The sequence below is a fragment of the Paraglaciecola sp. genome, assembly GCF_051252315.1.
Classification (GTDB): domain Bacteria; phylum Pseudomonadota; class Gammaproteobacteria; order Enterobacterales; family Alteromonadaceae; genus Paraglaciecola.
Genome location: NZ_JBPOFP010000022.1, coordinates 23387 through 43251, shown reverse-complemented (window position 1 = coordinate 43251; position 19865 = coordinate 23387). Strand labels below are relative to the sequence as shown.

General features: G+C 37.6%; 14 protein-coding genes. 6 read left to right on the top strand and 8 right to left on the bottom strand.

The window, feature by feature from the left end; genetic code table 11:
- Positions 1-22: 22 nt before the first annotated feature.
- Together mfd and ACSHXM_RS06445 are read right to left on the bottom strand one after the other, a co-directional pair.
- Positions 23-3517: a transcription-repair coupling factor gene (gene mfd / locus ACSHXM_RS06450; RefSeq protein ID WP_435687922.1), complete on the bottom strand. Its 3495-nt coding sequence runs from the start codon at positions 3515-3517 to the stop codon at positions 23-25.
- Between the two features lie 5 nt (positions 3518-3522).
- Complete coding sequence (locus tag ACSHXM_RS06445) at positions 3523-4125, bottom strand: PilZ domain-containing protein (protein WP_435687921.1); 603 nt, start codon at positions 4123-4125, stop codon at positions 3523-3525.
- 137 nt (positions 4126-4262) lie between these two features.
- Here ACSHXM_RS06445 and ACSHXM_RS06440 point away from each other — a divergent pair, with 137 nt between their 5' ends.
- The 5 genes from ACSHXM_RS06440 (at position 4263) to ACSHXM_RS06420 (ending at position 9484) form a co-directional block, all read left to right on the top strand.
- A complete protein-coding gene (locus tag ACSHXM_RS06440; protein ID WP_435687920.1) occupies positions 4263-5474 on the top strand; it encodes a lipoprotein-releasing ABC transporter permease subunit in 1212 nt (403 codons plus the stop codon).
- A gap of 123 nt (positions 5475-5597) precedes the next feature.
- Complete coding sequence (locus ACSHXM_RS06435; RefSeq protein ID WP_435687919.1) at positions 5598-6155, top strand: phosphoribosyltransferase; 558 nt, start codon at positions 5598-5600, stop codon at positions 6153-6155.
- 48 nt (positions 6156-6203) lie between these two features.
- Positions 6204-6590 (top strand): MmcQ/YjbR family DNA-binding protein, encoded by a 387-nt coding sequence (locus ACSHXM_RS06430; protein ID WP_435687918.1) that lies wholly within the window; start codon positions 6204-6206, stop codon positions 6588-6590.
- A 114-nt stretch (positions 6591-6704) separates the two neighbouring features.
- Positions 6705-7475: a TIM barrel protein gene (locus tag ACSHXM_RS06425; RefSeq protein ID WP_435687917.1), complete on the top strand. Its 771-nt coding sequence runs from the start codon at positions 6705-6707 to the stop codon at positions 7473-7475.
- Between the two features lie 101 nt (positions 7476-7576).
- On the top strand, positions 7577-9484 hold the full coding sequence (locus ACSHXM_RS06420) for a winged helix-turn-helix domain-containing protein (protein WP_435687916.1): 1908 nt from the start codon (positions 7577-7579) through the stop codon (positions 9482-9484).
- 124 nt (positions 9485-9608) lie between these two features.
- Here the strand turns inward: ACSHXM_RS06420 and ACSHXM_RS06415 are convergent, their stop codons facing one another.
- The 6 genes from ACSHXM_RS06415 to ubiG form a co-directional block, all read right to left on the bottom strand.
- A complete protein-coding gene (locus ACSHXM_RS06415; RefSeq protein ID WP_435687915.1) occupies positions 9609-10961 on the bottom strand; it encodes a sugar MFS transporter in 1353 nt (450 codons plus the stop codon).
- Between the two features lie 200 nt (positions 10962-11161).
- On the bottom strand, positions 11162-11419 hold the full coding sequence (yfaE, locus tag ACSHXM_RS06410) for a class I ribonucleotide reductase maintenance protein YfaE (RefSeq protein WP_435687914.1): 258 nt from the start codon (positions 11417-11419) through the stop codon (positions 11162-11164).
- A 24-nt stretch (positions 11420-11443) separates the two neighbouring features.
- On the bottom strand, positions 11444-12574 hold the full coding sequence (gene nrdB, locus ACSHXM_RS06405) for a class Ia ribonucleoside-diphosphate reductase subunit beta (protein WP_435687913.1): 1131 nt from the start codon (positions 12572-12574) through the stop codon (positions 11444-11446).
- 87 nt (positions 12575-12661) lie between these two features.
- Positions 12662-14983, bottom strand: coding sequence for a class 1a ribonucleoside-diphosphate reductase subunit alpha (nrdA, locus tag ACSHXM_RS06400; protein ID WP_435687912.1), 2322 nt, complete (start codon positions 14981-14983; stop codon positions 12662-12664).
- A 444-nt stretch (positions 14984-15427) separates the two neighbouring features.
- Entirely contained in the window at positions 15428-16084 is a 657-nt protein-coding gene (locus ACSHXM_RS06395) for an HAD-IA family hydrolase (protein ID WP_435687911.1), read from the bottom strand.
- Positions 16084-16800, bottom strand: coding sequence for a bifunctional 2-polyprenyl-6-hydroxyphenol methylase/3-demethylubiquinol 3-O-methyltransferase UbiG (ubiG, locus tag ACSHXM_RS06390; RefSeq protein WP_435687910.1), 717 nt, complete (start codon positions 16798-16800; stop codon positions 16084-16086). Before ubiG ends, ACSHXM_RS06395 begins: the two co-directional genes overlap by 1 nt.
- A 321-nt stretch (positions 16801-17121) precedes the next feature.
- Between ubiG and gyrA the strand changes: the two genes are divergently transcribed.
- Positions 17122-19803, top strand: a complete 2682-nt coding sequence (gyrA, locus tag ACSHXM_RS06385; protein WP_435687909.1) for a DNA topoisomerase (ATP-hydrolyzing) subunit A — start codon at positions 17122-17124, stop codon at positions 19801-19803.
- Positions 19804-19865: the final 62 nt, after the last annotated feature.

Below are 19865 nucleotides of genomic sequence, written 5' to 3'. Positions count from 1 at the left end.
TGACATATTTGTATTTTACTCACTAAGCAACGTTTAACTGCTGACTAAATTGATCAAGAACATCTTTAAACAAGGACAGTCTATCTGCGGCTGATTCAGTAGGCACGATAAATTTTAGTTTTTGCGGGCCGTCTAACTTGTATATTTTAGGTTGAGATTGGATTAATTTAATAATGAAACTTGGATTAATCTTTGTTTCTTGAGAAAACTCAATGAAGCCTCCCTTAGGTGTGCCTTCGGCTTTAGTTATTCCAATCATTTTGGCTTTAAGTTTTAATTGTGCGATATCCAGTAAATGTTTTGTGTTTTGAGGTAATAATCCAAATCGGTCGATCATCTCTATTTGTAATTCGTTAATGGCCCTTTCATCTTTACAACCCGCTAGCTTTTTATACAGTGACAAACGTGTGTTTACGTCATGTATATAGTCATCTGGTATCAGCGCTGGAATACGCAGATCAATGTCTGTTTGTTCAGACAAAGCTGTGTCTAATGTTGGCTCTTTACCTTGTTTTAATGCTTCAACGGCTTGCTCTAACATATCCATGTATAAGGTAAATCCTATACTGGAAATTTGCCCTGATTGACCATCACCTAACAATTCTCCTGCACCACGTATCTCTAGATCATGTGAGGCAAGGGCAAAACCTGCGCCTAGTTCTTCTAATGAAGATATCGCGTCTAGACGTTTTGCTGCGTCTTTGGTTAAACGTCTTGGATGTGGAGTTAACAAATAAGCATAGGCTTGATGGTGTGAACGTCCTACACGACCACGTAATTGGTGAAGCTGTGCTAATCCTAAGTGATCTGCTCTGTCCATAACAATGGTATTGGCTGACGGTACGTCTATGCCCGTTTCGATGATAGTGGTACACAATAAAACGTTGAATCTCTGATGGTTAAAATCAGACATAACTTTTTCTAATTCTCTTTCACGCATTTGGCCGTGACCAATGACGATACGAGCTTCAGGTACAACTTCCTTTATTTCTTCAGCCGTTCTTTCAATGGTATCTACTTCATTGTGTAAAAAATAGACTTGGCCACCACGCAATATTTCTCGCATGATTGCTTCTCGAATGAGGTCTTTATTACGTTGTTTAACAAAGGTTTTGATAGGTAAACGTTTAGCCGGTGGTGTAGCAATAATTGAGAGATCTCGCATACCACTTAAGGCCATATTTAACGTACGTGGAATAGGGGTAGCAGTCAGAGTCAGAATATCTACGTCTGAACGAAGTGCTTTAAACTTCTCTTTTTGGCGCACGCCAAACCTGTGTTCTTCATCAATGATGACTAATCCTAAGTCATTAAACTTCATTTTTTCTTGAAGTAGCGTATGGGTACCCACCACTATGTCAACTTTACCTTCATCAATATTACTAATAATTTGTTTGGTATCTTTAGCACTGACAAATCGCGATAACACTTCAATCCTAAAAGGACAATTGACAAATCGTTCCTTGAAATTCTCAAAATGTTGATGGGCTAATAGGGTTGTTGGGACAAGAATAGCGACTTGTTTACCTTGATTGGCTGCAATAAAGGCAGCACGCATAGCCACTTCTGTTTTACCGAATCCTACATCTCCACATACCAATCGATCCATGGCATTGGCTGACCCCATATCTTGGATAACGGCATTAATGGCTTTTTGTTGATCGAGTGTTTCTTCAAAAGGAAAACTGTCACTAAATGATTGATATTCATCCCATGCTATTTTAAAAGCGTATCCGGGTTTTGCTGCACGCCTAGCGTACACATCTAACAGTTGCGCGGCTACGTCTCTTACTTTTTCAGCTGCCTTTTTCTTGGCTTTAGCCCAAGTGTCGTTACCTAGGTGGTGTAAAGGTGCGTGATCGATGTCACCACCACTGTAACGGCTAATTAAATGCAACGCAGCAACAGGTACATAAAGTTTCGCTTCTTTTGCATATTCAATGGTGAGGTATTCGGTTGATACGCCACCCGCATCTAAGGTTTGTAGTCCTAAATAACGCCCAACACCATGATCAAAGTGAACCACAGGTTGGCCTATAGCCAGTTCAGCCAAATTACGAATGATGGCGGTTTCATCAGTGCCTTTTCGTGTATCTCTCTTTCGCCTATGACTGATCTTATGGCCAAGTAATTCGGTTTCAGTAATAAAAGCTATATTTGTTTTTGATTCTTTGATTAAAAAACTAAACTCTGCAGGGCCAACCGTGATACCGATTGGTTCAGCACTGGTAATAAAATCACTTAAGTTTTCAAAGGCCTTAGGTTTGATATTCGCTTTGGTTAAAATTTCTAATAAACCTTCACGTCTACCAGCAGACTCTGCACTAAAAAGCACTTTTACTTTACTGGTTTGCCATTCAGAAACTTGTTGTTTTAAAGATGTCCAAGGGACTTTATTTTGAGGTTTTAAGGCTACTTCACCCACTTTATCGGTCGCGAAATTATAGTGACCCGCTTTGCTGTCTGTTGAATGGGCTTGAATTTGCACTCGAGGCCACACTTTTAAGGCCGAAAATAATTCTTCTTCCCTAATATAAATATCCGCAGGCTGCATGAGGGGGCGAGCTAGGTTATACCTGAGTTGTTCGTATCTATGATGTACATCTTTCCAATGATGCTCATGGGCTTTGGCTAAATCACCGAACATTAATAAGGTCGTGTCAGTATTTAAATAATCGAATAAGGTGGCCGTTTTTTCGAAAAATAAAGGCAGGTAATATTCAATACCGCCAGGCATGAGTCCTTTTCCTACCTGATAATAAACAGACTCTTTACTATTATTCGCATCAAACTTGGATAAGTATTGTTGTCTAAATAAAGTCGTGGCTTCTTTATTTGTTGGAAACTCTCTTGCAGGTAATAATTTAATTTCGTTTATTTTGTCACCTGAACGTTGGGTTTCAGGATCAAAATGTCGAATGCTATCTATCTCGTCGTCAAATAAATCAATTCGATAAGGGTGTTGGCTTCCCATTGGATATAAATCAATAATACTGCCACGAATTGAAAATTCACTGTGACTCATAACTTGATTTACATGCAGATATCCAGCTCTTTCTAATCCGCTCCTAAAGTCATCAATGTTTAACTTTTGGTTTATTTTTAATATGAGTAAATATTTACCAATATAGTCGACAGGCGCCATGCGCATCATGAGTGTATTGATTGGAACGATGAATACCCGCTTTTCGTTTTGAGTTAGCTGATATAACGCTTCTAATCGTTGGGATACGATATCTTGATGAGGAGAGAAATTATCGTAGGGCAGGGTTTCCCAATCTGGAAATAATTGCACTTCTAAGGATTGATCGGATAGAAAAAAATCGAGCTCTTTTTCTAACTTAATGGCACTAGGCGTATCTGCTGTGATCAATAATGTTGGTCCATCAGCGTTTTGCGCTGCATTAGCGATAACTAGGGCTGTGCTACTACCCTGAAGGTTTCCCCAGTGGCGTATATCATTTTTTAATTTGTTGGTGTTATTCGGTAACGGTGGAGCAAAAATACTTAGTGTCATTAAAATTATTCGTTGTCTTTGAGTTTAGTTTTATTTCGTTTTCTTAAACTTGCTGCTTGTAGATGAAGACTGGCTTTAACCAATAAATCTTGATCTTCTTCTCGAATACGAGTGAAAATGAGTGATGTATGGTACTTATCTTCAATCTGCTTACAAGAGATAACTTCACCATAACAAAATATGGCAGAGGCCTCTTCTCGTAGAAATATTCTAAGTTCAACGGTAGCACTTGTTTGAATTTCTGATTGTGTTTGAACCGTTATTCCACCTCCACCAAATTGAGTAGAGTGAAACCTTTCTTCAGGATCCGCTTGTTGTTGTAAGATTAATGACATCATTAAATCTATTTTACGAGACTGGTGGTTTAAAAATTCAGCCAGTTCACTTGCATGTTCGCCTAAGTTTCGGAGCGGCCTGAGTGCTTTTGTTTCTATATCAGCCAGTTCACTCGCCACTTGAAAAGTATAAGGCATATGGTTGTGTAATTCATCGATGGCTGGTAACTCAAAATGACTATTCATTACACGAAGATTGACTGGAATGTCATGTTTTATCATGAAAAATTCACTAAATTGATCATGTTTTTGATCTAGGCTTAAGTTATCCATGTATTCTCCGGTCTTTTAACATCTGCTTTCCTTGAGAGATCGCGAGCAAGCACGTATTATTCATTAACATTCAATAGTATACCAATAGTTAAAAATATATTTATTAACTGTTTACCGTCTTAAGAGTCTCATTTTACATGTTTTATCCACTTTCTGCTTTTATTGGTTTACGTTACGCGAAAGCGTCTAAAGGCAGCAGCTTTATCGCATTTATAAATTTCTTTTCAGTAGCAGGTATTGCGTTGGGGTTGATGTCACTTATTACAGTCTTAGCTGTGATGAATGGCTTTGAAGGGGAACTAAAACTTAGAAATTTAGGTATTACCTCTCACATTTTGGTAGAAACTTATCAAAAAGAACCCAGTCACTTAGAAAATCTGAGTGGTTTACCTGGCGTAGAGTCGACGTCCTTACACTTAGAATCAGAAGGGTTAATACAATCTGGCTATGGATTAAAAGGCGTCATGTTTCAGGGTATTGAACCTGAAGTGATGCAAAAGTCGTCCATCATTAGCCAAAATATGTTGGTAGGGAAATTAAGCGATTTAGTTAAAGGTGATTATGGAATTATTATTGGCAGAGCATTATCGCTAAAACTGCAATTGAGGGTAGGTGACAAAGCCCGATTAATTTCTTCTGAAAATAGTTATTTTGGTCCGTTTGGTAGGATGTATAGCCAAAGAGTTTTTACTGTTAAGGGCATTTTTGATATGAGTTCTGCTTTAGACGACAAGGTAGTGTTAATGAACATCCATGATGCTACACGTTTATTGCGAGACAAAGATCAGGAATTGGTTAAAACCAGACTGTTTTTGCAAGATGCATTTGACTATAAAAGTGTTGTCACAACATTAAATAAGATGGGATTAAGCTCAACAAGTTGGAGACAACAACAAGGCGCTTTGTTTGATGCCGTTAAGATGGAAAAAAACATGATGTCTTTGATGTTGTTGTTAATTATAGCGGTCGCGGCTTTTAATATTGTTTCAGCTTTAGTTATGGTGGTTTCAGAGAAAAAACCGGATATTGCGATTTTACTCACTCAAGGCATGACTAGACGAAATATTATGAATATATTTTTGTTTAATGGAGCATACAACGGCGTAAAAGGTACCTTAATAGGTTTGATCACTGGAGTGTTGTTAGTGAGTCAAATCAATAATCTATTGGCCCTATTTAGAGTGCCTGTGTTTTTGGGGCCAAATGGACAAGGTTTACCTGTTGATTTGCAATGGACACAAGTTGTGATGTTAGTGTTTATTTCATTGTTATTATGTTTCTTAGCGAGTATTTATCCTGCATACAGGGCGTTAAAAGTGAGCCCCGCTCAGGCATTAAAATATGAATAATTGTGTTATTAGTCTGCATTTTTAACAAATAAGGTTACAATGACCAATTGGTCATGTTTGTCACTATTAACGGTGACAATTTATGCGTTAGATTTTACTGTATTATTTTAAGGTTTAAGTTCGATGGAAAAAACATTTATCACCGCTCAACAGTTACTTGAAGACTCTTTTAGAGTAGCAGCTCAAGTATACGAAAGTGGATTTCGTCCTCAGTTTATCATTGGGATCTGGCGAGGTGGGGCACCTATTGGTATTGCAGTACAAGAGTATTTTGACTTTAAAAAAGTTGATACAGATCACATTGCCGTTCGTACGTCTTCATATTACGGTATTAACCAACAAGCTAAAACTATTAAAGTACATGGTTTACATTATGTAATTGAAAACGCCAATGCTGAAGATAGCTTATTGATTGTTGATGACGTATTTGATTCTGGTCGAAGTGTTGAAGCTTTAATCAAACAATTGAATAAGTTGTCTCGTGCCAATATGCCTAAAGATGTACGTGTAGCCTGTCCCTATTATAAGCCTCAAAATAACAAAACGGATTTTGTACCTGATTATTATGTGCATGAAAGCGATGAATGGTTGGTGTTTCCTCATGAAATATCAGGTCTTACGCCTGATGAAATAATAAATGGTAAGACTGACTTGGTGAATGTATTGGATTTACTTAAATAAACAAATAACAAAGGTCACTGCACAGTGACCTTTTAAGTTTTGAGTATTATGGATGAATTAACAGCCAAGTCGTATATCTTAAATAAACCTCATACTACTGAATCCTTTCCTTTTGGCGAAGGCGTAGCGGTATATAAGGTAAAAGGTAAAATGTTTGCTACTTTGGCTATCGGTAAAATGGGAAATGGAGACGGCAAAGGGCAACAAGACTGGTGGATGAATCTAAAATGTGATCCTCAAGAAGCCATTATGTTGAGAGATATCTTTTCTGCGGTCATTCCTGGTTACCATATGAGCAAGGTCCATTGGAACACAGTAATCTTAGACGGCTCAATTCCCCAAGGTGAAATAGAGCGCATGATAGATAATTCGTTTATGCTGGTAGTAAGTAAAATGACCAAGAAAGATCAGGCGTCGATATTAGTGCATGTATAAGGAGAAATTAACTTTAGTTCACTTATAAATTTGTTCGTTACTTAACATAAACATTTCTATCATTTACTTCGCTGCTTTATAATAAAATTCAACTTTTTATATGTGAACTTACTAATGCCAAATAATTTATCTCCTTCACTTTGTATTGATGCAGTTTTCGGAGATCTATCCCTTGAAGATGCGTGTCGAAAAACCGCTGATGCCAACATATCAACCATTGAGTTTTGGTCTTGGTGGGATAAGGATTTAGTTGCCCTACAAAGTGCTGTAAATAAATACAATTTATCTATTTCATGTTGCTGCACAAAATTTATTAGTCTAGTTGAACCGAGTTTACGAGAAGATTATTTACAGGGTCTAAGAGAGTCTATTGCCGTTGCTAAGAGGCTAAATATTGATACGTTAATTTCTCAAGTAGGGGACTTTATTGATGGAGTGCCTAGAGAAGTTCAGCGCCAGTCTTTAATAGATGGGTTAAAAGCTGCGGCAAAGATTTTAGAAGCTGAAAATATTACTTTGGTTGTTGAGCCTTTAAATGAACTGGTGGATCATAAAGGTTATTATTTAATAAGCAGTTCAGAAGCATTTGATGTAATAAAAAAAGTCTCTAGCTCTAAGGTTAAAGTCTTATTTGATATCTATCATCAACAAATTAGTGAAGGTAATGTACTTAATAACATTTTGCCTAACATTGAGTTTATTGGTCATTTTCATGCGGCTGGTAATCCAGGTAGACACGAACTACAAAGTGGGGAATTGAATTTCCCGTTGGTTTTTGCTGCTATTCAACAAAGCTCTTTTAATGGTTTTATAGGACTAGAGTATTGGACTAAGAATGAAGATCCTATTCAAGCCTTGCAAGAAGTATCAGATTGGTTAAATTAAAGGTTTTAAATAATCAGCTAATAATTAAATAATGTTTGTATGTTACGCTGGTTTACGCCATTTTTACTATCAATAACGACGTGTTACTAAATGGAATATGAATGATTTATCGTTTTAACAATACGGAAGTTAACTTGATCCAGTTCGAAGTCAGGACGGATGATGTCTTGTTATCGGTAGAGCCTAAAGTGTTCGATTTAATTGTGTATTTAATTGAACACCGAAACCAGGTGATTTCTCGTGATGAATTGTTTGAACAAGTTTGGCAAGGCAGAGAAGTATCTGATACCTCTTTAAGTAATCATATTAAAACGGCTCGTAAGTTATTAGGAGATAATGGAGAATTACAATGTGTGATAAAAACCATTCGTTCTAGAGGTTATCAATTCGTAGCAAATGTAAGTCAAATCTCGACTTCAGAACAAAAAAGTCATATAGCTACAGCTAGTGCTGATATGAGTGAAAACGATATATCGAATAGGCAACCAGAGCCTGTCAGTAATGCTGGGATAAACTCGCGCTTAATGGGTGTTAAGTTGTTGCTAGCGATTGTTTGTGCCGTATTTGTACTAGTTGTTTCGATTTTCTATTGGGGCAGTACTGATGCACCCGTTAAGGTTAATTCAAAAACAGATCAGTCTACTATTTTGGTCGTTCCATTTTCTATATCTAGTCATCATTCAGAGACATGGGAACCTTTTGCAGACCAAGTTACTCGAGAGTTAATTCAAGCATTACGCAAAGTGTCTGGCGTTAAAACTATTGCGCCTCCATCTTCCTTCACTTTTAAAAACAATAAAATTAGAAGTCATATTCAACAACAATTACCTAATGTAAATTATGTGTTGGACGGTGTGGTAAGTGAAGGTGCAGATGGCAATATTCGAATAACAGTAGAGTTAGAAGATATCCAAACCAGTACCTTGTTGTGGGATCAAGATTATGACGTGCAGGTTAGCACAACTAACCGTTTTGATTTGCAAGCTCAAGTGGCAAAGTCAGTGACGCGATCTTTGCAAGTTATTATGTTGGAAGATGAAAAACAATTGTTAAACCATGTACCTACCAATAATCTTGTGGCTTATGATTTATATGTTGAAGGTCGTCATCAGTTATCATTAATGAGTTATCAGTCTGTATTAAAAGCAATCGATTATTTTTCGCAGGCGATTGAATTAGATCCCGCATTTGAAGAGCCATATATCGCTAAATCAAATGCCTACAGAATTATCATGACTTACTTTGACAAGCCTAAAGATATTCTTCCAAAGGTGATTAGTTCAGCGACTGATTTACTCAGAATAAACCCTCAGTCAGCACAGGTTATGTCTTTGTTGGGTTTGGCCTATGTACACGCTCTTCAATGGCAAGAAGCATTAGACATGTTAACTAAAGCCCAACAACAAGATCCTACATTAGTGTTAACCGAGTTAGGTTTTACTTTATATTATACAGCCATTGGAGACATACCAAACCTTAAAAAGTCTCTAGAAAAAGCTAACGCACTTGACCCACTAAACGAAGAAGTAGCCGATTGGGGATTGTGGGCATTAATGATGGTCAATGAGCTGGATAGTGCTATTGAGTGGGGGATAGAAAAGGTAAAGCTTCATCCCAATAATCCTTACCCAATGATGGGGTTGTCTGTTGCCTATTATATGAATGGCGCCTTGGATAAGAGCCTGACTTTGGCTCGTAAAGGTGTTGAGTTGAGCAATAGGGCGCCATTACCCCTTATTTTATTGGCTCAAAGTCATGCCTCAGCAGGAAATGTAGAGCAGGCAAACGCCTTGATACTAGAAGCAAAAGCGCAAGATGAATATATGTGCCCTTATGAAACTGCTGCTATTTACGCAATATTGAAACAACCTCAACAGATGTATGATTTGTTGGATACAGCGGTAGATTACCAATCTAATTGCTTAATTTTTACTAAGAGTGACCCAAGATTTAGTGCATATAAACAGGATGCAAAGTACCTTAAAATTTTGACTGATATTGGTTTGTAAACTTTTGGTAAAGGGGTAAGTAAAGTTAAAGGACTAATTTAAAAAGTAGTTGTAGGATCTAGATTGATTTCTTAGCAAAGTTAACTCGTGGTGATCATTCACCACCACGAGCTGTTTGTTGTTTTTAAGCGGCCGATACGGCGCTATCTTTGGCTTTAGTAGAACCGAAGTAAGCAATGTAACCGTAGCAAAGTATTAAGCTAAGGAAAGCAATGCCTAGGCCACTAGTTGCAGACATTCCACTTTCATCTGCTCCAAACGCATCAGCTATAGTGCCAACTATCTTAGGAATAAACGCCCCACCTACTATGGCCATAACAAGCAGCCCTGAAGCCTGAGCTTTTAAGTTATCTAACCCATCAATAGCCAAACTAAAGATAGTAGGGAACATGATGGAGTTAAACAAACCCACAGCCAGAATAGCAAACATCGCAGTAATGCCACTTGATGTAACTGAAATAACAATCATGGTGCTGGCTAGTAAACCAAAAATCATTAATAGTTTACCACTACTCATAAAGCGCATTAGAAATGCACCTACAAAACGTCCTACCATAGCGCCGCCCCAATATAAGGTGACAAATGAGCCTAATACCGCGTTAGTGTCTACTTGGGTGATATCTTTACCTATCAACAAAAATGATGAGAGGTTGGTTAGAAAAGCGTCATTTTTAATAGCGTCGATAACCTGTAACTCCTGGAAATAGTTAACCAAGAAGCTTCCGATGGATACCTCTGCACCTACATACATGAAAATGCCCAACACGCCGAGTAAAAACTTTTTGTGTTTAAGCAATTGTGAGTAACCATCTTTAGGGGCTTTTTTGATGAGTGAAGGTAATGATTTAAAACCAAATATCGCTGCAAGTGCAAAAAGTACCATTGCGATAATCAAAAACGGTTGCTGTACCGATAACGCCTCTGTCGCGTAATAATCAACGCGAGCGGTTTCACTTAATTGCTCAATGCTCTTAGCATCTAATACTGTATCACTGAGTAAGAATAGGGCGCCTGCAACGGGAGCAAGCAAGGTACCAAAGCTATTAAAGGCTTGGGATAAATTCAACCTACTTGAAGCCGACTCTTCATTTCCTAAAAGTGTTACATAGGGGTTTGCAGCAACCTGTAATAAGGTTATGCCGGCGGCTAAAGTAAAGAAGGCGGTAATAAAAATCCAAAACTCTCTGATGCTAGCGGCAGGATAGAACAATAAGCAAGATAAACCCATGATACATAAACCAACCACAATTCCCTTTTGATACCCAATTTTTTCTAATAAAAAACTTGAAGGAATAGCAAAACAAAAGAAGGCTCCAAAAAAGGCAAATTGCACCATGATTGATTGGCCGTAAGTTAATTCAAATACATCTTTTAATCTAGGAACTAAGGCATCAACCAGTACGGTAATAAAGCCCCACATAAAAAAGAGTATGGTTAAAAATGCAAACGCAGATTTATAGTTATTTTTTGCAACCATCTGATAGTTTCCCAATTTTTTTATTATTAATAGCTAACACCACAATGCTGTGAATGTTTGTTTTTAATCGACATGTTAACGATACGTTACAAGCATATTAGAAAACAAGCACCGATGTTTTAATTAGAGTTGTCGCGGTACATAAATGAGTTGAGCGGTTTGGTTGGGGTTGGTGTTGGGTTGGTATTTGGGGAGTTGAGTTAGTCAAACTCAATTTCAATATTGGTAACAGGGATAGTACAGCAAGTAAGGATTTCGTCATCTTCCATGTAGGCTAGTGGATCAACCGTGTACTCTACTTGACCTGATTTAAGTTTACATTTACACGCACCGCAGAATCCATCTCTGCAATGGGATTGTACATCAACGTCTTGACGTTCAATACTTTGTAATACTGAATCACCATCAAAAAATGGCACGTGAAAGGTGCCATTTTTTGTATGTGTTTTTATGTTCATTGACTTGATGTCTGTATCATCAACTTAGAGATCAAAGTCACCAAAGTCGTCAGCGCTGACTTCTGAGTCTATTTGGCCTACAAGGTAGGAGCTAATTTCAGATTCCTGAGGGGCAACTTGTACATTGTCAGAGTTTAAGTAGTTATTCATCCATGGCAATGGATTACTCTTCACATCAAAAGGTTGACCTAAACCAATAGCCGACATTCTATGATTTGCTATAAACTCAACATACTGACAAAGAATTTCTTTGTTTAAACCAATCATTGAACCTTCTTGAAATAAGAACGCTGCCCATTCTTTTTCTTGCTCAACTGCATTAAGAAAGATGTTCGTCGCTTCTTCTTTACATTCTTTAGCTATTTCAGCCATCTCAGGGTCGTCTTTACCTTTGGCCCAAAGATTAAGTATGTGCTGCGTAGAGGTTAAATGAAGGTTCTCATCCCTAGCGATTAATCGAATAATCTTAGAGTTGCCTTCCATAAGTTCGCGTTCTGCAAACGCAAATGTACAGGCAAATGAGACATAAAAACGAATGGCTTCTAATGCGTTGACAGAGTTCATACATAAATACAGCTTTTTCTTTAATTCACGTAAGGTAATTTCGTGCGTTTTACCGTTAACTGTATGTGCGCCTTCACCTTGGGTTTGCCAAAGTTGTGTGGCAAAAATGAGGTCATCATAATATTTAGAAATATCAGCAGCGCGCTTTTTGATTTCTTCATTTTCAACGATGTCTTCAAAAATGCTACTCGGATCACCAAACAAATTACGTAAAATGTGGGTGTAAGAACGTGAATGAATGGTTTCGTAGAAAGACCAGGTTTCAACCCAGGTTTCTAATTCTGGAATAGAAATAATCGGTAAAAATGCGATGTTAGGGCTTCTTCCTTGGATTGAATCCAGCAGTGTTTGATATTTTAAGTTGGAAATAAAAATATGCTTTTCAGAATCGCTTAATTTTTGAAAATCGACTCTGTCTTTACTGACGTCAACTTCTTCTGGACGCCAAAAAAATGAAATTTGTTTTTCAATTAACTTTTCAAAAATTTGATGTTTTTGTTGATCATAACGGGCTACGTTTACTGGGTTACCAAAAAACATAGGTTCAGATAAAGGATTATTACTTACTTGATTAAAAGTGGTGTATTTCATTAAGTCTACTTGCCGTTTTATTTTTATTATTTACCAATAAGCCACTTAATATTAAGTGGCTTGGTTATTCTTTTGATAACTTGTAAGTTAGATTTTACAAGCTCCGCCAGCGCAATCGTCATCTTCTACAATAACCACTTCTTTAGGAGTGAATTTTTGTTTAGATTCGGTTAACTCTAATTGAGAAGAGTCATCTGCACCGTCTCGAGTATTATGGTAATACAGTGTTTTCACCCCAAGTTTGTAGCTTGTTAGCAGATCTTTAAGTAGAAGTTTCATTGGCACTTTGCCGCCTTCATACTTATTAGGGTCGTAACTTGTGTTAGCTGAAATAGTTTGATCAACAAACTTTTGCATGATGCCAGCTAGTTGTAAGTAACCGTCATTTGAAGGTAAATCCCATAACAATTCATATTGATTTTTAAGTCTTTCGTATTCAGGAACAACTTGTTTTAACACACCATCTTTACTTGATTTGACACTAATATGACCACGTGGCGGCTCAATTCCGTTGGTAGCATTAGATATTTGTGAAGAGGTTTCTGATGGCATTAATGCAGACAAAGTACTGTTACGTAAACCATATTGTTTGATATCTGCTCGCAACGCATCCCAGTCGCAGTGCAAAGGTTCATCACATATTTTGTCTAGGTCTTTTTTGTAAGTATCGGTTGGCATTAAACCTTGGAAGTAAGTTGTTTCGTCAAACTTAGGACATGCGCCTTTTTCTTTGGCTAAATTACATGAAGCTTTCATTAGATGGTATTGCATGGCTTCAAATGTTTTGTGCACTAAACCATTAGCACTGCCATCTGAGTATTTAACGCCATTTTTCGCTAAATAATACGCAAAGTTAATTACACCTATTCCAAGGGTACGTCTTCCCATAGTGGCATTATATGCCGCGGGTACTGGGTAATCTTGATAATCTAACAAGCTGTCTAGAGCGCGTACCGCTAAGTCAGATAATTCTGCAAACTCATCAACACTTTCTATTGCACCTAAGTTAAATGCAGACAAAGTACATAAAGCTATTTCACCTTCTTCATCATTAACATGTGTAAGAGGTTTAGTTGGTAAGGCAATTTCAAGGCATAAGTTGCTTTGACGAACCGGTGCCAGTTTGGGATTAAACGGGCTATGTGTGTTGCAGTGATCCACATTTTGTAGGTATATACGACCTGTGCTGGCACGCTCTTGCATAAACAAACTAAATAATTCAATAGCCTTAATTTGTTTCTTACGAATGCTGTGATCTTTTTCGTATAATTCATACAAACGCTCAAACTCATCTTGGTCTGCAAAAAACGCGTCATATAAACCAGGGGTGTCTGAAGGGCTGAACAAAGTAATGTGCTGATCTTTAATTAAACGGGTGTACATTAATTTATTAAATTGTACGCCGTAATCTAAATGACGAACGCGGTTTTCTTCTACACCACGGTTATTCTTTAATACTAAGAGAGACTCTACTTCTAAATGCCATAACGGATAGAACAAGGTAGCTGCACCACCTCGTACTCCACCTTGAGAACAGCTTTTAACAGCCGTTTGGAAGTGTTTATAAAACGGTATACAACCCGTATGGTAAGCTTCTCCGCCTCGTATTGGGCTACCTAAAGCTCGAATGCGTCCAGCATTAACACCAATTCCAGCTCTTTGACTTACGTATTTAACGATGGCACTAGAAGTCGCATTAATTGAGTCTAAACTGTCACCTGATTCAATTAATACACAAGAACTAAATTGGCGAGTAGGGGTCCTTACACCAGCCATTATTGGCGTAGGTAACGAAATTTTAAATTTAGACGTGGCATCATAAAAACGTTTTATGTAATCCATACGGGTGTCTTTTTCGTAGTTAGCAAAAAGACACGCTGCCACCAAAATATACAAAAACTGGGCGCTTTCGTATATTTCCCCGGTTACTCGGTTTTGAACTAGGTATTTACCCTCTAGTTGTTTAACTGCGGCATAGCTGAAATCCATATCTCGCCAATGATCTAAATAATCATTCATTTCTTCAAATTCGGCTTGGGTATAGTCTTCTAATAAATGTTGATCGTATTTGCCAGCATCAACAAGTTTCTTTACATGATCATATAGAGCCGGTGGTTCAAATCTGTCGTAGGCTTTCTTACGTAAATGAAATATAGCTAAACGAGCGGCTAAATATTGATAATCTGGGCAGTCCGTTGAAATTAATTCAGCTGCTGAACGAATTAAAGTTTCATGGATATCGGCGGTTTTTATACCGTCATAAAACTGAATATGTGCTTTTATTTCAACTTGAGAAACAGAAACGTTATCTAACCCTTTGGCAGCCCATTCAATCACTTTATGAATTTTATCCAGATCAATGATTTCGCGTTCGCCAGTACGTTTGGTGACGTATAAATTATTATTCATGTTTTATGCCGTTACTTTTATTATTTAGCCGTATAGATAGCTTTATTAAGCGTGAGAATAACAGGTTGTATTATTTACCCGTTTTTTGTCGTTATTTATTTACTTTTAGCCATAAATTTAAAATTATAGTCACGAGTAGTTAATCTGTGACTGCTTAAGTAAACTTAACACAAGATAGTGAGGTTTCGATCACATTGCAACCCAATATGTGGTGGTTATTTGTTCGATTAAACAGAGTGAAATAAAAGGTTAGTGGTGACTCACCTAAAAGCTCTTTTTTAAGTTCGTTTTAATGGAATGCAAGTTAAAATTTAGCTTATTTTTTTTATTAAATTATTTTGAATTAAATAATGAGCTATTAATTACATGTGGATATATAGGGGGTCGAAAAAAAATCACACACAAGATGTCGTGTTTTATTGTTAGTTTAATAAATAGACTAGTTCACATAATTGATAAAAGCTCCCTTGCACTAGACACTTTAATATCAGGGTTCCACATATCAACATCAATGCTTTTATCTATGTATCCATTTAATGTAACGACACTTACCATATTTGCGGAATTGGCTGCTTGTATATCTCGTTCTGCGTCACCTATATACCAAGTGTTCGGTGTTGCAATATTAAGTAGCTTTTGGGCATGCAGTAATGGCTCGGGGTGTGGTTTTCTATTTGGCAATGAATCTCCAGATATAATCACTGCACAATTTTCTAAAAGAGGAAAATATTTAACTAATTTTAGGGTCAAAAATTCTGGTTTGTTAGTGACAATTCCCCACGGAATATTTTGTTTATTGAGATTACTAAGTAGAGTTTCGATACCTTCAAAATAACAGGTGTCTACACATATATTTTGTTCGTAATAATCTAATAATTGTTGACGAAGTTTAGTAAAGTCATATTCTTTTAACTCTTCGCCAAAACCTAACTCTAATAGGCCTTTAGCACCGTCAGAGGCGATGTTTCTATATTGCTGATAAGTCACCGTAGGCATTTTATACAAGCGCAAAATGTGATTAAGGGCGTTACCCAAATCAGGCGCTGTATCTAACAAGGTTCCATCTAAGTCAAATAACATTGCGTTAGGCGTCGTAGTCATTATTTAACACCGTTTGTGCAATGTATTATGTAATTTACATCAACATTTTGTTGGGATAGATAATATTCTTGCGTCATTGGATTTAAATGCAAACCTATCATTCTTTTAATATTTAATGGGGTGTTATCAATCCAAGACATTAATTCGGCGGGTTTAATAAACTTACTGTGTTGGTGGGTTCCTTTAGGGACTATGCCTAAGATGTACTCAGCTCCAACAATAGCCATCAGATAAGATTTGATATTTCTATTTAATGTGGAGAAAAACACATGGCCACCTGGCTTAACTAATTGATAACAAGCTGTAATGATTGAACTTGGATCGGGCACGTGCTCTAACATTTCCATACATGTCACCACGTCAAATTGGCCTGCATGTTTTTCGGCAAATTCTTCTGCTGTTGTTTGTTGGTAATCTACAGATAAACCAGATTCTAAACCATGTAACTTGGCAATCTCAAGTGGGGCTTCACCCATGTCAATGCCAGTCACAGTTGCTCCGTGTTTAGCCATACTCTCAGCTAAAATACCGCCACCACAGCCCACATCTAATACCTTTTTGCCTTCTAACCCCAGACTATGTTGATTAATATAATCAGTTCTTAAAGGGTTGATTTGATGTAATGGTTTAAATTCACCATTTAGATCCCACCATCTGGAAGCTAATTCAGAAAATTTTTGTATTTCGGCGTGATCAACATTTTGAGACTGGGTCATGTTATAGAAGATATTCTTTTTGTTCTTATAGTGTGCTCATTATAGCCAGCAACTTCTATTACTATCCAGCCTAAAATAACCCCTGAGAGCGAAAACTTATCTTATATAAATAGCATATATGCTCAACTGCTGGTTTATTGAGCACTATATGGGCGATATACGCTATTTATTTATTTTTGTAGGTGATAGTATTGAGCGGTTGAAAATAAAGGTAATATTGGGTAAAACTAAATATTCTTTTAAAGTCCTAGCTTTGAAAGAAACCATGTAAGTTTTCCTATAATCATACTCTAATAATAACGACTAGGGACAAGGCTGTATATGACTGATCACGCCCAAGAAATTCTTCCTATTAATATTGAAGAAGAACTAAAAAACTCTTATCTCGACTATGCGATGAGTGTGATTGTTGGCAGGGCGCTGCCTGATGTAAGAGATGGACTAAAACCGGTACATCGCCGCGTTTTATTTGCCATGAACGAACTGAAAAACGATTTTAATAAACCTTATAAAAAGTCTGCTCGTGTAGTAGGGGATGTAATTGGTAAATACCATCCTCATGGCGATTCAGCTGTATACGACACCATTGTTCGTATGGCTCAGCCATTTTCTTTACGCTACATGTTGGTAGATGGCCAGGGTAACTTTGGTTCTGTAGATGGAGATTCTGCAGCGGCCATGCGTTATACCGAAATTCGAATGGCGAAAATTTCCCATGAGTTATTGGCCGATTTAGAAAAAGAAACGGTTAACTTTGTACCTAACTACGATGGTACGGAACATATTCCAGAAGTCTTACCAACCCGAGTACCAAACTTATTGGTAAATGGTTCTTCTGGTATTGCCGTTGGTATGGCAACTAATATCCCTCCTCATAATTTAACTGAAGTGGTAAATGGTTGTATTGCATTAGTAGACAACCCTGAGTTATCAATTGAAGAGTTGATTGAATATATACCAGGGCCAGATTTTCCAACCGCTGCTTTTATTAGTGGAAGAAAAGGCATTGAAGAAGCCTATCGTACTGGGCGTGGCAAAATTTATATGCGAGCTCGTGCAGAAATCGAAACTGAAGATAATGGTAAAGAAACCATTATCGTGCACGAAATTCCATATCAGGTTAACAAAGCTAGGTTAATTGAAAAAATTGCCGAGTTAGTTAAAGACAAAAAAATTGAAGGTATATCTGCATTACGTGACGAGTCTGATAAAGACGGCATGCGTATTGTTGTTGAAGTAAGACGGAATGAATCAGCAGAGGTCGTGTTAAATCACCTTTATTCACAAACACAAATGCAAACTGTGTTCGGAATAAACATGGTGGCGTTAGACAAGACTCAACCGAAGATTTTTAATCTACTCGATATTCTAAAAGCGTTTGTATTACATAGACGAGAAGTTGTTACTAGACGAACTGTTTTCGAACTGAAAAAAGCTCGTGAACGTGCGCATATTCTCGAAGGGCTTGCCATTGCACTAGCCAATATTGATCCAATCATAGCCTTAATTAAAGCTTCTAAAAGTCCAGCAGAAGCCAAAGTTTCGTTAACTGCTCAGGGTTGGTCATTGGGTGATGTCGCTGAAATGTTAGAACGTGCAGGTAATGACGCTGCTCGTCCTGATTGGTTAGCGCCAGAGTTTGGTATTCGTGATGGACAATACTTCCTGACTGAACAACAAGCTCAAGCAATTCTAGATTTACGTTTAAATAAATTAACCGGCCTAGAACATGACAAGATTCTTGCAGAATACAAAGAACTACTTGAAATCATTGCTGAGTTATTACACATATTAAGTAGCCCAGAACGTTTAATGGAAGTTATTCGTGAAGAGTTAGAAAAAGTACGTGATGAATATGGCGATGCACGTCGTACAGAAATTACAGCTGCTTCTCACGATATTGATATAGAAGATTTAATCGAACAAGAAGATGTTGTGGTTACTCTTTCACATGAAGGCTACGTTAAATATCAAAAACTAAATGATTATGAATCTCAACGTCGTGGTGGCCGTGGTAAATCTGCTACTAAGATGAAAGATGAAGATTTCATTGAGAAGTTGTTAGTCGCTAATACCCATGATCATATCTTGTGCTTCTCTACTAGAGGCCGTCTGTATTGGTTGAAAGTTTACCAGTTACCACTAGCTAGCAGAAATGCACGTGGTAGACCGATAGTGAATATTTTACCTCTCGAAGAAGATGAACGTATTACCGCTATTTTACCAATTCAAGAATTTGAAGAAGGTAAATATGTATTGATGGCAACAGCTAACGGTACGGTTAAGAAGACGGCATTAACTTCATACTCTCGCCCAAGAGCTAACGGCATCATTGCTGTTAACTTAAATGAGGGAGATGAATTGATTGGTGTGGATATCACCCATGGTGAAGACGACATTATGTTGTTCTCTGATGCTGGTAAAGTTGTTCGTTTCAATGAGAAACAACGTGATTCTGAAACGGGTAATGTGAAACTTGATCCGGAAACCGGTGAAGAATTATTAGCATTGCGTCCAATGGGAAGAACAGCTACTGGTGTTCGAGGCATACGTCTGCAAGAAGGTCAAAAAGTGGTATCGCTTATTGTACCTCAAGGTGACGGCGCTATCTTAACGGCAACAGAGAATGGATTCGGTAAACGTACTCCGGTTGCAGATTATCCAGCTAAGAGTCGTGCTACCCAAGGTGTTGTGTCTATTAAAGTATCTGAGCGTAATGGTAAAGTTGTCGGAGCCGTGCAGGTTAACGACAGTGATGAAATCATGCTGATCAGTGATAAAGGCACATTGGTTCGTACAAGAGTAGAGGAAGTGTCTACTGTTGGACGTAACACGCAAGGTGTAAGATTAATTCGTACTATTGAAGGTGAGCATGTTGTTGGCCTTCAACGTATAGATGAAATCGAAGAACTTGAGATAGTTGATGCTGAGATTGTTGAAGGTGAAGAGCCCACCGTTGATGCAGCACCAGCAGATAGTTCTGAATCTAACGAAGACGAATAAGAGAGTCATATTTTTTCTATTGAAAAGTATGGAAACTAGCTAAGTTCTAGTTCTTAATACTC